The organism is Pseudomonas sp. s4, assembly GCF_046764235.1.
Taxonomy (GTDB): domain Bacteria; phylum Pseudomonadota; class Gammaproteobacteria; order Pseudomonadales; family Pseudomonadaceae; genus Aquipseudomonas; species Aquipseudomonas asiatica.
In genome coordinates this window covers 3864051-3879945 of the sequence record NZ_CP177209.1, presented here as the reverse complement: position 1 = coordinate 3879945, position 15895 = coordinate 3864051, and the positions used below count along the sequence as shown (strand labels likewise).

Here is a 15895-nt window from a genome sequence, read left to right as displayed (position 1 = left end):
ATCTCCGGCACGGTACCGAGGTGTTTCATGAGCGTTTCCCAACAGACCCTTGAACGCTTGGCCGCTGACCTGCGTCGTGCCGAAGAGCAGGGCGAGGCCATTGCACCGTTACGCGATGTCATCGGCGCGGAAAACGGCGAGGCGGCCTATGCCATCCAGCGCCTGAACGTTGCCCACGCCCTGGCCAGTGGCCGGCGGCTGGTCGGTCGCAAGATCGGCCTGACCAACTCTAAAGTGCAGGTGCAACTGGGCGTCGATCAGCCGGATTTCGGTTGCCTGTTCGCCGACATGGCCTATGGCGACAACGAAGTGGTGCCGTTCGGCCGCGTGCTGCAACCGAAGATCGAGGCCGAGATTGCCCTGGTGCTGGCGCATGACCTGCCCAGTGCCGACACCACCTTTGCCGACCTGTTGAACGCGACGGGTTGGGTGCTCCCGGCCCTGGAAATCGTCGGCAGTCGCATCGCCGACTGGAAAATCCGCTTCGCCGACACCGTGGCCGACAACGCCTCCAGCGGCTGCTTCGTGCTGGGTGGCCCGGCCCGTCGTCTCGATGGCCTGGACCTGCGTGGCGCAGCCATGCGCATGACCCGCAACGGCGAGGAAGCCTCTGCCGGCAGCGGTGCCGAATGCCTGGGGCATCCACTCAATGCCGCAGTGTGGTTGGCCCGCACCATGGCGCGCCTGGGCGCCCCCCTGCGTGCCGGCGACATCATCCTCACCGGTGCCCTCGGGCCGATGGTGGCGGTAGCGCCCGGTGATCGTTTCGACGCCGAGATCGACGGCCTGGGCCGTGTCGGTGTGACCTTTAGCGGCGAACAAGTAGAGAGCATTCCATGACCAGCAAAAAACGCAAAGTCGCCATCATCGGTTCCGGCAACATCGGCACCGACCTGATGATCAAGATCCTGCGCAACGCCAAGCACCTGGAAATGGCGGCGATGGTCGGTATCGACTCGACCTCCGACGGGCTGGCCCGCGCAGCGCGGATGGGCGTTGCCACCACCCACGAAGGCGTGGAGGGGCTGGCCCGGCTGCCGGTGTTCCAGGATATCGATTTCGTCTTCGACGCCACCAGCGCCGGCGCCCATGTGAAGAACGACGCCTTTTTGCGCCAACGCAAGGACGACCTGCGCATGATCGACCTGACCCCGGCGGCCATCGGCCCCTATTGCGTGCCGGTGGTCAACCTCGAGCAGCACCTGCAGGCGACCAACGTCAACATGGTCACCTGCGGTGGCCAGGCCACCATCCCGATGGTCGCGGCGGTGTCGCGCGTGGCCAAGGTGCACTACGCCGAGATCGTCGCCTCGATCGCCAGCAAATCCGCAGGCCCAGGCACTCGCGCCAATATCGACGAATTCACCGAGACCACCAGCAAGGCCATCGAAGTGATCGGCGGCGCGACCAAGGGCAAGGCGATCATCATCATGAACCCAGCCGAGCCGCCGCTGATGATGCGCGATACGGTGTACGTGCTGAGCGAGGCGGTCGACCCACGGCACGTGGCGGCCAGTATCGAAGAAATGGCCGCCGCGGTGCAGGCCTATGTGCCGGGCTACCGGCTCAAGCAGCAGGTGCAGTTCGAAGAGGTGCGTGACCTGAAGCTGCCAGGGCAGGGGACCTTCACCGGGCTCAAGACTTCAGTGTTCTTGGAGGTCGAAGGCGCTGCCCACTATCTGCCGGCCTACGCCGGCAACCTCGACATCATGACCTCGGCCGCGCTGGCCGCCGCCGAGCGTATGGCGCAAGCAATGGAGGCTTCGGCATGAACGGCAAGAAACTCTACATCTCCGACGTGACCCTGCGCGATGGCATGCATGCCATCCGCCATCAATATTCGCTGGATGACGTGCACGCCATCGCCACGGCGCTGGACCGGGCCAAGGTCGACTCCATCGAAGTCGCCCATGGCGATGGCCTGCAGGGGTCGAGCTTCAACTATGGCTTCGGTGCCCACACCGACCTCGAATGGATCGAAGCAGCGGCCGACGCGGTCAACCACGCCAAGATCGCTACGCTGCTGTTGCCAGGGATCGGCACTATCCACGACCTGAAGAACGCCTACGATGCCGGCGCGCGCGTTGTCCGCGTGGCCACCCACTGCACCGAGGCGGACGTCTCGCGCCAGCACATCGAGTATGCCCGTGAGCTGGGCATGGACACCGTGGGCTTCCTGATGATGAGCCACATGCAAACGCCTGCAGGGCTGGCGCAGCAGGCCAAGCTGATGGAGGGCTACGGCGCCACCTGCATCTATGTGGTCGACTCGGGCGGTGCGATGAATATGGACGATATCCGCGCGCGTTTTCGCGCGGTGAAGGGCGTGCTCGATCCAGCCACCCACACCGGTATCCATGCCCACCATAACCTCAGCCTGGGCGTGGCCAACTCCATCGCCGCGGTGGAGGAGGGCTGCGATCGCGTCGATGCCAGCCTGGCCGGCATGGGCGCCGGTGCCGGCAACGCACCGCTGGAGGTGTTCATCGCCGCTGCCGACAAGCTTGGTTGGCACCACGGCACTGACCTGTATGCGTTGATGGATGCCGCCGACGACCTGGTGCGTCCGCTGCAGGATCGGCCGGTGCGGGTTGACCGTGAAACCTTGGCGCTGGGTTATGCCGGGGTCTACTCGAGCTTCCTGCGCCATGCCGAGGTCGCGGCTGCGCGCTACGGCATCAAGGCGGTGGACATCCTCGTCGAGCTGGGTAAGCGGCGCATGGTCGGTGGTCAGGAAGACATGATCGTCGATGTGGCGCTCGATCTGCTCAATACCTCGAGCGCTGGAAGATAAGCGTAAGGGTGAATATGCGCTTTGGCGGCAAGGGGCGGGATTTTGGTTGAGCCTGCCAGAGTTTGGATCGGATGACGCCCCTTGCAGGGCGTCACACTTCGGGGTGTGTCAGCGACCGTTGGCCAGACGAGGGAAGAGGGCCAATGCGTTGTTGCGGTCGAGCGCATGGTGCAGCTCAGGGCTCAGGTAGGTGCTGGTGTCCTGGTAGGCGGTGAACGTCGCGGCAACCTTGGCCGAGGCATAAGGGAAGTCGCTGCCGAACAACAGGCGGTCTGGTCTGGCGAACGCCACCAGGCTTGGCAATGCCGATGGCGAAGACAGCGCGGTGTCGAAGTAGAAGCTTTTCAGTTGCTCGAGCACCGATTCAGGTGTCACGTCCTGGTGCATCATGGCTGACACTTCCGCTACCCGTTGCGCTGCGTAAGGCACGAAGCCACCCGCATGGGAGAGGATGATGCGCACGTTCGGGTAGCGCGAGAGCACGCCGTTGAGCAGCATGTGCACCGCGGTGCGGGTAGTGTCGAACGGATAGTCGATCATCGGCCCTGGTACGCCCGCCAGCGGGTCCATTGGTGGCTGGGTCGGGTGGATGAACACTACCGCTTTGCGGCGGTCCAGCTCGGCCCAGACCTGGTCGAACGCCGAGTCGCCGAGGTAGGTGCCGTTGTAGTTGCTGAGAATGACCACGCCATCGGCCTTCAATACGTCGAGGGCGTAGTTGATTTCCGCCAGGCTGCCGTCCACGTCGGGCAGCGGCAGCGTGGCGAAGTTGCCGAAGCGGGTCGGATGATGTGCGACTACATTGGCCGTGTATTCGTTGACCTTGCGCGCCATGTCGAGCTTGGCCTGACCATTCCATCCTTTGATGCTCGGCGCGGTGAGCGACAGGATGCCGGTTTCGATCTGCACAGAGTCCATGTAGGCCAATGCGCTGTCCTCGCTCCAGGCCGGGCAGCTCCAACCAGACGGGTCACCGCCATGGCTTGGGAGTGCGTCAGCCCAGAAGGACGGGACGATGTGCTGGTGGACATCGATGCGTTTGTGCTTGGACATGATTGGATTCCTGAAAGTGAACGTTGAGGCGTTGCGTCACCATCATGTAGGCGGTTGATTTTTTCATCCAATACTCTAAATTTCGCCATTAATAGTTTTAGGTGATCAATGGCGCGTATGGATCTCAGGCATTTACGTTACTTTCTCGCTGTCGCCGAGGAGGGGCATTTCGGTCGTGCGGCGCAACGCCTGCATATCGTGCAGCCGGCGCTGAGCGTGCAGATTCGCGCACTCGAGGAAGAGTTGGGCGCGGCGTTGTTCGAGCGCAGCACCCGGCGGGTGGCCTTGACCGATGCCGGGCGCTTGTTACTGGGCGAGGCGCAGCGCACGATCGAGCAGGCTGAACGTACCAAGCGCTTGATCCAGCGCGCGGCGAGGGGCGAAACCGGGATAGTGAGGATCGGTTTCGTCGGCAACGCGTTGGCCTCGGCACGGCTATCGGAGGACCTTGGAACCTTCCATGAAGCATGGCCGAATGTCGTGCTCGATCTGCATGAAATGATGCCGGCCGAGCAGCAGGAGGCCATCCTGGCTGGACGTCTGGATATCGGTTACTGCTCGACTTTTGGCGTGCCTTTCGATGCGCGCCTGGCCGTGCGCACGCTGGGCCGCTGGCCCTGGTACGTGGCGCTCGGTGCCCGTCATCCTCTGGCTCGGCAGCCATCCCTGGACGTTAATGCGCTGATGGACGAGGCATTCATCGTCTATGCCGCCGAAGGCGATGACGAAGGCCAGTTGGCAATCCTGCGGCAGATCCTGGGCAAGGAGCCACGGATCGCGCATCGGATGAGCAGTATGCTGTCGATGCTTGCCGTGACGGCGGCCGGCCTCGGGGTGACGCTGGCCCCCGAACCGATCAGTCACATGACCCCGCCGAATGTGGTGTTCCGCGAGCTCCTGGGTGATGTGCCGAAGTCAGACTTGGTGGTGATCACGCGTGCTGGCGCAGAGTGGGGGCCGATCCAGCGTTACCTGGAAATGCTCGACGAAGGGAATCAGGCCTGAGTGGAAATGGCCAGCGACATTGTCGCCCTGAAGCAGGGCGATAATGTCACTGGCAGTGCGTCTCAGAACGCCGTAACGGGCAAGGCCATGATACTGCTGGCGCCATTGATGATCGCGTCACGTTGGCCGGGAATACGCGTAAGAATGTGCTCTGCATAGAAGCGAGCGGTGGTGATCTTGGCTTGCATGAAAGGCACGTCCTCACCCTTGGCCGCCAGTTTCTCGGCTGCAAGCAGCGACCGGGCGAGTTGCCAACCGGCCAGGAGATTACCGGCCAGCATCAGATAGGGCACACTGCCGGAAAACACATCGTTGGGTGCTCCCTTCGCGTTCTGAGTAACGAATGTCACGGTTTCCTGGAAGGCCTGCCGCGCAGAGGCCAATCGCGCGTTGACCACCTTGGCGGCGGCCGTGCCGCTGGCCGTCAGTTCGGCTTCGGTTTTCTCGATCCGCGCGGCGATGGCCAATGCGGTACGGCCGCCGTCACGCAGGGTTTTGCGGCCCACCAGGTCGTTGGCCTGGATGGCGGTGGTGCCTTCGTAGATCGGCAGGATACGGGCGTCACGGTAGTGCTGGGCCGCGCCGGTTTCCTCGATGAAGCCCATGCCGCCATGCACTTGCACACCCAGTGACGTGACCTCGAGGCTCATTTCGGTGCTGTAGCCCTTGACCAGCGGCACAAGGAACTCATAGAAGGCCTGACTTTCCTGGCGCGTATCGGCATCCGGGTGCTTGTGCGCGGTGTCATAGGCCGCGGCAGCCGCGGTCGCCATCGCGCGACAGCCTTGCGTGAGCGCGCGCATGGTCATCAACATCCGACGCACGTCAGGGTGGTGGATGATCGGTGCGCTGGCGGCCATGGAACCATCGACTGGACGGCTTTGCACGCGCTCCTTGGCATAGCCCGCGGCGAGCTGGTAGGCGCGTTCGGCGACCGCGATACCCTGCACGCCAACCGCGTAGCGAGCGGAGTTCATCATGATGAACATGTACTCGAGCCCGCGGTTTTCCTCTCCGACCAGATAGCCTGTGGCGCCACCGTTGTCGCCGAACTGCAGCACGGCCGTCGGGCTCGCCTTGATGCCGAGCTTGTGCTCGATGCTGACACAGTGCACGTCGTTGCGCTTACCCAGCGAGCCGTCGGTGTTGAGCAGAACCTTTGGGCAGACGAACAGGCTGATGCCTTTGACACCTTCAGGTGCGCCGGCAACGCGGGCCAGCACCAGGTGGACGATGTTGTCCGCCATGTCGTGCTCGCCATAGGTGATGAAGATCTTGGTGCCGAAGACTTTGTAGGTGCCGTCATCCTGGCGCTCGGCTCTGCTGCGCACCAAGGCGAGGTCCGAACCGGCCTGGGGCTCGGTGAGGTTCATGGTGCCGGTCCACTCACCGGTGACCAGCTTCTCGAGGTAGGTGGCCTTGAGTGCCTCGCTGCCAGCCGTCAGCAGCGCCTCGATGGCACCATCGGTCAACAGTGGGCACAATGCGAAGCTCAGGTTGGCGCTGTGGAACATTTCTGCGCACAGCGCGCCAATGGTCTTGGGCAGGCCCTGTCCGCCAAACTCCAGCGGATGTTGCAGGCCTTGCCAGCCGCCGGCCGCATACTGCGCGAACGCTTCCTTGAAACCGGGCGTGGTCTTGACCTCTGCATCCTTGAACGTCGAAGGGTACTGATCACCCTGCGCGTTGAGCGGAGCGATAACGCCCTGGGCCAGCTTCGCGCACTCTTCGAGCACTGCCTGGGTCGTTTCCAGGTCAGCGTCCTCGAACCCCGGCAGCTTGGCAATTGCGTCGACGTTTGCCAGGTGTTCGATATCGAAGAGCATATCCTTGATGGGAGCAACGTAAGTCATAGCGATCTCTTTATTCTTGTAGCGAAGACAGGGAGGGCCGCTCGTGCTGAGCGGGCCTCCCCCTATGGCATGCATGCAGATCCTTCAGCGCAGATGCGTGCCTACGCCTTGATGGGATGGGCAACCCTCTAGCAGTCGGACTACCAGCGTGAAGCGTCGACCTGAGTCGAATGGAACAGCTCCAACTGCCAGCGGTCATCACTGTGTGTCCATACCTGGGAAGCGAACGACACCGAGGAAAACGGCTTGCCGCTCTGCAGCAGCCTCCCCTCTATACGCAGTAGCCCGGTCATCCAGGCAACGTTGCCACCCGTGCTGACGACATTCAGCTCACGTCGATCCACAACGTCCAGGCGAATCTCGTCTCGAATGAAACGAAGGTATCCGTCACGGTCGTGAATAATGCCAACTGAGTGAACGTAGATCAGCCCGGGGGACATCAGCGAGGCAACCTTGCCGAGGTCGCCTCTGGTGAGGGCGAAGCACCGTTCTCGCTCCAAAGCAAGCAGTGGTTGAGGTTGGTGTGTTTCGCTCGTGTCCCATGGGAATCCTTTCATTTCTAAGCCTTTCAGCTCAATCGGGTCTGATCGCGCCCTTTGAGGCCCAGCATTTCACGGGCTTCCTGAGGGGTTGCAATGTCCAAGCCCAAGGTTTCCAGCACGTCCCGGATCAGCCGTACCTGTTCGGCGTTGGACGTCGCGAGTACTCCGGAGCTGATTGAAAGGGAATCCTCGAGCCCTACGCGAACATTGCCGCCCATGAGCGCCGCTTGGGTGATCAACGGGATCTGATGCTTGCCCGCGCCCAGGACCGACCACTGGTAGCTGTCGCCGAATAGCTTGTCGGCGATGCGTTTCATGTGGACCAGGTTTTCGGGATCGGCGCCGATCCCACCCAGCACGCCCAGCACGAACTGCAGGAATATCGGCCCTTGGACCAATCCGCGGTCAACGAAGTGCTTGAGTGTGTACAGGTGGCCTACGTCATAGCATTCGAACTCGAAGCGTGTGCCATGGCCGCGCCCGAGACGCTCGAAGACCTGTTCGATATCAGCGAAGGTGTTGCGGAAGATGTTGCTGCGCGTACCTTCGATGTAGTCCCGTTCCCACGCGTACTTGAAGGTCTTGAGCTTTTCCAGGACAGGGAAGGAGCCGAAGTTCATCGAACCCATGTTGCACGAGGCCATCTCGGTCGACACATCGATCGCGGCGGCCAGGCGCTGATCCAGCGTCATGGTGATCGAGCCGCCGGTGGTGATGTTGATGACCGCGTCAGTGGCGGCATGAATGCGTGGCAGGAACTGGCGGTAAATGGCCGGATCGAACGATGGACTGCCGTCCTCAGGGTTGCGGGCATGCAGATGCAGGATGGCGGCACCTGCCTCGGCCGCTTCGATCGCCTGTACGGCGATCTCGTCGGGGGTGATCGGCAGGTGGGGTGACATGCTGGGGGTATGGATGGAGCCGGTAATGGCGCAGGTTATGATGACTTTGCGTGCCACGATAGGTGCTCCCTCAATTAGGCTCGACGACAACTACGTTCTCGATGTGACCGATGCCATCGATTTCCACTCGCATGACATCGCCGACCTTGCGGAACTGAGGCGGCTTGAGCGCGACGCCCACGCCAGACGGCGTACCCGTGGCGAGCACATCACCCGGTTCCAGCGTCATCACGGTGGAGAGGTGTGCGATCTGCTCCCACACGTTGTAGATCAGCTCGGCGGTGTTGACTTCCTGACGCACTTCGCCGTTGACCAGCATGCGCATTTGCAGGTCGTGCGGATCAGCGACTTCATCCGCTGTCACGATCCATGGGCCAAATGGGCCGTGCGTATTGAAACTCTTGCCGAGGGTCATGGTGGGCGAGGCCAGTTGCCAGTCACGAACCGACACGTCGTTGATGACTACGTAGCCCGCGATGACCGAAGGGGCGTCGGCCACGCTGACATGGCGGCAGCGGCGACCGATGACGACACCGAGTTCGGCTTCGTAGTCGAGCTTGTCCGACGCGCGCGGCATGTGCACGGGGTCAAAGGGGCCATTGACGCAGCTCACCTGCTTGTTGAACCAGATCTGGGTGTCCGGCACCTGCAGGCCGGCATCGAGTGCTTCCTGCTTGTGCTTCTTGTAGTTCATACCGATGGCCAGGAACTTTTCCGGGTTCGGCACTGGCGCTTCCAGCCTCACGTCGGACAATGGCCAGCTCGGTGCGTTGCGAACGTCAATGGCCCGGGCTTTGTCGAGGGCGCGCGGGCCCGCCTGGAGGAATTCGCGCATGGTGCCTGGGAGGGTCGGGTCGCTGGCTGGCAGGTCGATGACACGATTGTCGACGACGATGCCGATCGAGGTGGTGCCACGGGCAGAAAAGGTAACGAGTTTCATGAGGATCTCCGGTTATTGCCGGTTGACGTAAGGGTGACGGCTGCGGTTGCGTTCAGGCGTCGGCTTCTGAATTGACGAAAAAGACGGCAGGCTCAGGGGGCGGGCCCCAGAGGAAGAAAGCATCCTCGGGTGGATTGTCCTTGCCTTCCCAGTCGATTTCGGCCGGGATGTAATCCATGGTGGCCGACAGCTCGGACCAACTGCCCCATGGATCCTGGGCGTAGTAGAAATAGTTGGAGCCCAGCACATGCCGGCCAACCCCCCAGCCCACCTTGTAACCGGCCGCCTGCAGGCGAGCCATGCCCAGCCCGCAGTCGTCAACGGTTGGCACGTCCCAGCTCAGATGGTGCAGCGCGGCGCCCGGGCCACCGGCGAGGGCGATCAAGTGATGGTCGCTGCCATGGGGCGCATGCAGAAAGGCAACGCCGTCGCCGGAGCGGTCGGAGAGCCGCAGTCCCAGTACGCGGGTGTAGAAGTCGTACATGTGAGTGAAGTTGGCGGTCATGCGGGCAATGTGTGACAGCCGTTGCGGCAAGGTGGCCTGCGCCTCGCTGTTGTAGGGCGCGCAGCGAACACCATCGACAGGCAGTGCGGGGCTGGCATGCTGGGCCGCATTCAATGTGGTCTTGGCGCCGGGGCGCACTTGCAAGGCCACGCCGTCCGGATCCCGGAACCAGAAACCGCTGGCATCGGCACCAGGCGGAGCCGGCATCAGTTCGACACCTTGGGCCACGATGTGGGTCCGTAGCTTTTCAAGCTCGTCGGCAAAGCAGTGAAAGGTCAAGCGATCGAATTTTTTCTTGGCACCCTTGGAGAGGCGCCCCCAGATGTGCTCACTTGCCACGGTTCGCAGTACAAGCCCTTCACCTTCGTACGTGACACGCAGGCCAAAGGCACTGTAGAAGCGCTCCGCTTCTTCCAGGCAAGGGACGGTCATGTGGAACTCGCCGATCGAGTGGATACCAAGACGATCGTGACGACGGGATTCAGTCATGCGCTGCCTCCAGGGTGGAGCTAGTCGAGGGTGCCTCATGGCGGGATAGCGGGCAGTGCCACATCATCGCGCCGTAGTCCGCAATAACCACAGCCGTTGCATTCGAGGGGAAATGATTCACGGGAATGTCTCCGTAGCGGGACCTCGGTAGGGTCCTCGTTGTTGTAGTGGGGACATTGTTGTTAACTTGGACTTATTCGTCAATATGACATTTGAGTCAATTTTGAATGTGTCTGAAGCACGTCTCTTCCTTGGTTGGAGGGTGTTTCGGTACGGATTCTTGAACGTGTGCCCGCTCTGCTGGGCCGTGGAATGGACATCCCATCACTTGAGAAATGCAGGTTTTGGTGCGGCGATGCCATGCAAAGTGGCGAAAGAAAAATCGGGGGAATGAGCGCAGGAGGGCGCTTGCACAGCCAAGGGGCTGGCCGTACTGGATACGCGCGCAGATGTAGAGATGGCGTTTGGAAGGGGTATTGAACTATCGCGAGGCGCTAGGAAGGCCCGAGTGAAGACTGCGGGCTGAACAGTATCGTGGTTTCCCTCGCCGCAAGGGGCATCTGGCTGTGCCCCTCGGGGAGTGCCTCACTGGCAGGCTTTGGTGATTCAGGCGCCATCCGGTTCCAATTGAAAATCAGGCAGCTGTACGCAGGGCAGGGACAGTTGGCTCATTTTCCTGGCGCGAGCGGCTGTCACGCCGATGCCCTGCAGCCCCAATGCCAGCATTTCCCGCAGGTGTTCACGTGGGGCATCGCCATTGATGACGGTAAAGATAGCCTGGGCGATGCAGCCGAACATCAGGTCGCGCGCGGCACGCAGCGATGGGTATTTCAACACGCCGGCTTCGTGGGCGAGCTTCAGGTCGCGGGTGAGATACACATCCACCAGCTTGCCGATGGAACTGGTGCGGAAGCCTGTGCGCATCACGAAGGCGCCCCAGCTGGGAATTTCAACGCCAAAGTGCAGGTAGAGAAGCGAGCCGGTGGCCAGTCGCTCCAGCGGGTCGTCGAGGGTCAGTACCACCTCGTCGATACTGGCCAGGATGGAGTCGCTGAGTTCGGACGTTACCGCATCCAGCAGTTCCTGCGTGGTGCTGAAGTAGTTGTAGAAGGTGCCACGCGCCACGCCGGCGGCGGTGATGAAGTCATCGATCGATGGTGTATCCAACCCCTTTTCCGCGAACACACTCATCGCTGCGGAAAGCAGCTTGTGGCGCATGCGCTTTCGGCGGAGCACGCCGTTGCGAACCCTGTGGTCTTCCAGCTCCGCCTGGGTGTCCAACTCTGCATTGGGTTCGCAGACGAGGGCGGTGCTGCGGCGTTTTGATGCGGTGCGCGGGCTCTTCTGAGCAGGTGGCATTAGCGAAGCTCCTGGTAACTGTATTCGAACCGTAGGCGACATCGGCTTGCGGTGGCTGATCATGGCCACCTCTCTGGCATGGCGGTATTTTCTCCGATGACGCCTCCGACGGCTAGTTTTGCGTCGTGCGCTTGTGCGTAGCCCCTGTGAAATGGCGGGTAAGGCCCTTGAGCTTTGCAGCAGCGCCTTGTCAGGGCGCGGCGGGAGGCCTGCCTGCCCAGGCTTCATCCTGAGTCGCCACGATTGTTGAGACCATGGTATCGCCATAGGTGACAAGCAAGGCATTGATTTCTAATCAATTATCTTGAGATTGGCGTTTCAGTGCGTCCACTGGGCCCAGCCTCAAGAAGATGATTTATATTTGTACGTAAATGTCATATTGACGAACCGGTCTAATTTCACAAGAATGACTCCACTACAACAACGGGGACCCTACCGAGGTCCTGCTACGGAGACATTCCTGTGAATCATTGCCTCTCGAATGAAGCGGATGTGGCCATCGTTGGCTACGGACCAACCGGCCAGCTGCTGGCATTACTGCTAGGGCGCATGGGGCACCGCGTGACGGTGATCGACCGGTGGCCCGATCTGTACCAGCTGCCACGCGCAGTGCATTTCGATCATGAGGTGGCGCGTATCCTGCAGGCCGCCGGTGTGATCGAAGATGTCAATCAAATCTCTGAAATCATCGATACCTATCAGTGGCGCAATGCGGATCACGAGCTGCTGCTGGAGTTGGATTGGCGCGGCATGGGCCCGAGCGGCTGGCCGATCTCCAACATGTTCGCGCAGCCCGAGCTGGAACGGGTCATCGATGTCCACGTCAAACGACAGCCATCCGTCACCGTGTATCAAGGTTGGAGCGCCACGACGCTCACCCAGGATGCTCAGGGTGTGCATATCGCAATGGAGCGTGGAGAGCTGAGCGATGGACAGTGGACCGGTACTGGCGAGCGTGGTGAGGTTCGTGCGCGCTGGGTGATTGGCGCTGATGGCGCCAACTCGTTCGTGCGGCGCACGCTGGGTATCCAGATGCACGACCTGGGCTTCGCCTTCAACTGGCTGGTGGTGGATGTCAAACCGCATGCCGAGCGCGAGTGGACGCCCAAGACCTGGCAGCTTTGCGATCCCAAACGCCCCACCACGATTGTGCCTGGGGGGCCTGGGCGGCGGCGTTGGGAATTCATGTTGCATCCAGGCGAAACCCTGGCGGACATGAACCGTGCGGACGTCTCATGGGCACTGCTGGCGCCATGGGATGTTACACCGGCCAATGCCGCGCTGGAGCGCCATGCGGTCTATACCTTCCGCGGCCAGTGGGCGCAGGAGTGGCGACAGGGGCGTGTACTGCTCGCGGGCGATGCCGTGCACCTGACGCCACCCTTCGCTGGCCAGGGCATGTGCAGTGGCCTGCGCGACAGCATGGCGTTGGCCTGGCGGCTCGATGCGGTTCTGCGAGGGCGCCTTGGCGATCAGGTACTCGACAGCTACGGCCCCGAACGTTCCGAGCATGTTCAGCAACTGATCGGCTTTGCCATCGAACTGGGCAAGGTGATCTGCATCACCGATCCCGCCATCGCCGCACAGCGTGACCGCGAGATGATCACGGCGCAGCAGCAGCCAGGTTATGCGCCGCCTCCGCCGCCACGCCCGCAACTGGGCCAGGGGCTATGGCTTGACGGTGCGCCAGGCGCGGGTCTGCTGGGCATTCAGGGGCGCATCCAGGCACAAGGTCGCGAGGGGCTGTTCGACGATGTGCTGGGTGTGAACTTTGCGGTCATCGCGCGTAACGCCGAAGCGCTGCAGGCGATCTCTGCCCAGAACCGGGCGGCCCTGCAGGCACAGCATGCCGTGCTGGTGCACCTGGGAGAGGGCGGCATCAAGGATGTGGATGGCCGCTATCAGGCCTGGCTGGACGAACTGGGTTGTGTCGCCGTGCTGTGTCGTCCGGACTTCTATGTCTACGGCGGTGCTCGTGATGACGTTGAATTGAATACCTTGATCGATGATTGGCGCAACGCCATGAACATCAGTAAGTAGTTGCCGTCACGATTTCCTGTTTAGCCGTACAAGTTTCATTTTCTGTTCTTGCAACAATGTTCTGATAACAACAACAAGAGACAGATCCATGTACAACATCAAGATCAAAACGCTTGGTGCGGCCTTTGTCGCCCTGGCCATTTTGGATTGCTATGCTGTCGAGGCGCCAGCGCGGGGGGAGGGTATGTTATTCAGAGAACTCTTCGGCGATACCCTTGAACGTGATTACGGTATTACCGTGTCCAACATGTTGGATATCGGTTATACGCGCAACAACCGTTCAACCCATGATGAGCGCAACGATGGCATGAGCAATATGCCCATTACCGGGTTCTCGGACGAGGGCCTGGAGTTGGGTGGGCTGCACCTGTTCGTGGACAGGCCATTGCAAGGCGTTGTCGTGCCGCGCATGACCCCGCTGCCCGGGCCCAAGCCCGAGCAGTTCGACATCGGTTTCACTTTCGAGGCCTTTTACGGGCGCAATGCGCAGTTCGGTCGCACCTTCGGTTGGGACATGAACTGGAATATGAACGAGGACGACAACGACAAGGCCCGGCGAGACAAAAAGCGCTTTCTGGCCATCCCCAACTTCGCTGCCACGGCCTATGTGCCTTATGGCCCAGGGTTCAACTTGATGGCGGGGGTATTCGGCCCGGCATTGGGTTATGAGATCCCGCCGAACATTCGAATAGCCCGCAACCCGTTTGCCAGCAAGACGTATGCGTTCGTCAGTGAGCCGGGCACGGTTTCCGGCGTGCTGGCGGGAACCCGCCTGCTCGATGGCGACCCGGGTATCCTCGGCCTGGAACTTGGGGTGGTGCAGGGCTGGTACAACCTTCGCGACAACAACGATAACAAATCGGTCCTGGGTGCGCTGCGCTGGCGCACGCCAGACATGAACACCTGGATCGACTACGAGTTCATCGTCGGGAATGAACAGAACGACAGTGTCAGCGATGTTCAGGCACCCGTTTCGCGGTTGATCGCCGACAGCGGCCAGCTCAAGCAGCAACATTCCTTGAACGGCTGGCACAATTTCAACGCGCGCTGGTCGATGGGCGCCGAAGTGGTTTACGGCCACCAGGCAGGCGACGGCAAGCTATCGACGGTGGACGTGGTGACTGGCCCGGCCTTCGACGGGGCGCACTGGTGGGGGGCGAATGCCGTGCTGACCTACCAGTACCGTCAGGACCTTTCGTTTTCAGTGCGTGGGGAGCACTTCAGTGACCCGGACGGTTTCATCCTGTTTCCAACCAGCACCAGTGGTGGCGACTTCAATGCGCTCACCGCAGGGCTGCGCTGGGATGTCAACGGCAATCTTACGCTGCGACCGGAGCTGCGCTACGACTGGTTCGACGCTCGCGAGCATGATCGCCCCTATGGCAACGGCCGTGACCGTACACAACTGACGGCGATGGTCGAGGCGCTGTTCTATTTCTGATCGAGCGCTTTGGCCATGAGCGGTCTGGTCACACCCAAGAATTGCTGACTGGATGTCGGCATGACCCAGCCAGATTCATCACCTGGCGCGGTCGTCGTCATGCGCAGGATGCGCATGCCGTTGAGGGTGCTACCCGTGCCCTGGACGCCATTCCCCCACGCGGAGCTCGGCGGCGCCGGTCAAAAGCTGGTGCCGTCCGGACTTCATCTCACACTCCAGGGACTTTCCAGATGCTATTTCTGCGCAATCTCAATCTTGGTGCGCGCTCGGCGTTGGGCTTTGGCTTGATCGGCGGGCTTGTCGTCTTGCTGGGCGTTTTCGCGCTCCTGATGATCCAGCGAATGGAGCGGCAATCGGCGCTTGTCACCGAGCGTTGGGTGCCGGCGATTCTTGAGCTGGATGCGCTCGACGCGGTGGTCCAGCGTGCAGGTGTGATGTCCTTTCGCCTGGTGGTCTTGCGTGATGCCGCCCTGCTTGCCGACAACCGCAAGGGGCTGGCCCAGGCGTTGAGGGACATAGGCGAACGGCAGCAGGCTTTTGCCCAACGCCGGGACGGCGCCGAGGCCCAGGGATTGTTCGATCGGTACATGCTGGCTTACAAGCGTTACCATGAAGGACAACTGGAAATCATCCGCCTGGCCGAGGCTGGCCAGATGGAGCAGGTTCTGCGGGCGCTTGGCGGCGCGATTGATCGCCATGCGCTTGAACAGGCCCAAGCGGCCCAACAGCTACGGACCTTCTATGTGCAGCGTTATCAGCACGCCGCCAAGGCGGTGGTGCAGACGCGGGAGCAGGCGCGTGAAGGTGTGGCCATCACCTTGCTGCTGGTTGCGCTGTGTGTCTGTCTTTTGGCCTGGCTTTACACGAGAAGCCTGCTTCAGCCTCTGGCCCAGGCGGTCAGTATTGCGCAGGCGATTGCCCGTGGTGAACTCGATGGGCGGATCGAGACGCAGGGATGCGACGAGCCAGCTC

Annotated in this window: 13 protein-coding genes and 1 pseudogene; 7 read left to right on the top strand and 7 right to left on the bottom strand. The window is 61.5% G+C overall.

From position 1 onward, the window contains the following. Positions 1-27 precede the first annotated feature (27 nt). Genes mhpD through mhpE form a run of 3 tightly spaced genes read left to right on the top strand, consistent with a single transcriptional unit; the run spans position 28 to position 2794 of the window. Positions 28-840 carry a 2-keto-4-pentenoate hydratase gene (gene mhpD, locus ACK56M_RS18045; RefSeq protein ID WP_411958860.1) on the top strand — a complete coding sequence of 271 codons (813 nt, stop codon included), beginning with the start codon at positions 28-30 and terminating at the stop codon, positions 838-840. Then, on the top strand, positions 837-1772 hold the full coding sequence (locus ACK56M_RS18040) for an acetaldehyde dehydrogenase (acetylating) (protein ID WP_411958859.1): 936 nt from the start codon (positions 837-839) through the stop codon (positions 1770-1772). The genes mhpD and ACK56M_RS18040 overlap by 4 nt, the downstream gene beginning before the upstream one ends. Beyond that, the gene (gene mhpE / locus ACK56M_RS18035; RefSeq protein ID WP_411958858.1) at positions 1769-2794 is read left to right on the top strand and encodes a 4-hydroxy-2-oxovalerate aldolase; all 1026 of its coding nucleotides are present in this window, start codon (positions 1769-1771) and stop codon (positions 2792-2794) included. Before ACK56M_RS18040 ends, mhpE begins: the two co-directional genes overlap by 4 nt. Before the next feature lie 108 nt (positions 2795-2902). On the opposite strand, the gene ACK56M_RS18030 is transcribed toward mhpE, so the two are convergent. Beyond that, complete coding sequence (locus tag ACK56M_RS18030; protein ID WP_411958857.1) at positions 2903-3847, bottom strand: amidohydrolase family protein; 945 nt, start codon at positions 3845-3847, stop codon at positions 2903-2905. Positions 3848-3955: 108 nt separating this feature from the next. Between ACK56M_RS18030 and ACK56M_RS18025 the strand changes: the two genes are divergently transcribed. Beyond that, positions 3956-4852 carry a LysR substrate-binding domain-containing protein gene (locus tag ACK56M_RS18025; RefSeq protein ID WP_411958856.1) on the top strand — a complete coding sequence of 299 codons (897 nt, stop codon included), beginning with the start codon at positions 3956-3958 and terminating at the stop codon, positions 4850-4852. Between the two features lie 62 nt (positions 4853-4914). Here the strand turns inward: ACK56M_RS18025 and ACK56M_RS18020 are convergent, their stop codons facing one another. The 6 genes from ACK56M_RS18020 to ACK56M_RS17995 form a co-directional block, all read right to left on the bottom strand. After that, a complete protein-coding gene (locus ACK56M_RS18020; RefSeq protein ID WP_411958855.1) occupies positions 4915-6705 on the bottom strand; it encodes an acyl-CoA dehydrogenase in 1791 nt (596 codons plus the stop codon). Between the two features lie 140 nt (positions 6706-6845). Then, complete coding sequence (locus ACK56M_RS18015; protein WP_411958854.1) at positions 6846-7262, bottom strand: nuclear transport factor 2 family protein; 417 nt, start codon at positions 7260-7262, stop codon at positions 6846-6848. A gap of 11 nt (positions 7263-7273) precedes the next feature. Continuing rightward, positions 7274-8149: a 3-keto-5-aminohexanoate cleavage protein gene (locus tag ACK56M_RS18010; RefSeq protein ID WP_411959628.1), complete on the bottom strand. Its 876-nt coding sequence runs from the start codon at positions 8147-8149 to the stop codon at positions 7274-7276. 70 nt (positions 8150-8219) lie between these two features. Further along, entirely contained in the window at positions 8220-9089 is an 870-nt protein-coding gene (locus ACK56M_RS18005) for a fumarylacetoacetate hydrolase family protein (RefSeq protein ID WP_411958853.1), read from the bottom strand. 52 nt (positions 9090-9141) lie between these two features. Further along, entirely contained in the window at positions 9142-10083 is a 942-nt protein-coding gene (locus ACK56M_RS18000; protein ID WP_411958852.1) for a VOC family protein, read from the bottom strand. A gap of 606 nt (positions 10084-10689) precedes the next feature. Next, complete coding sequence (locus ACK56M_RS17995; RefSeq protein WP_411958851.1) at positions 10690-11505, bottom strand: TetR/AcrR family transcriptional regulator; 816 nt, start codon at positions 11503-11505, stop codon at positions 10690-10692. A gap of 399 nt (positions 11506-11904) precedes the next feature. On the opposite strand from ACK56M_RS17995, the gene ACK56M_RS17990 reads away from it, so the two are divergent. From ACK56M_RS17990 to ACK56M_RS17980, 3 genes and pseudogenes are all read left to right on the top strand, one after another. Then, positions 11905-13482, top strand: a complete 1578-nt coding sequence (locus ACK56M_RS17990; protein ID WP_411958850.1) for a bifunctional 3-(3-hydroxy-phenyl)propionate/3-hydroxycinnamic acid hydroxylase — start codon at positions 11905-11907, stop codon at positions 13480-13482. A gap of 88 nt (positions 13483-13570) precedes the next feature. Beyond that, positions 13571-14923, top strand: a complete 1353-nt coding sequence (locus ACK56M_RS17985) for an outer membrane beta-barrel protein (protein ID WP_411958849.1) — start codon at positions 13571-13573, stop codon at positions 14921-14923. Between the two features lie 230 nt (positions 14924-15153). Next, positions 15154-15876, top strand: a pseudogene (locus tag ACK56M_RS17980) (MCP four helix bundle domain-containing protein); the annotation flags it as partial. Between the last annotated feature and the right edge of the window lie 19 nt (positions 15877-15895).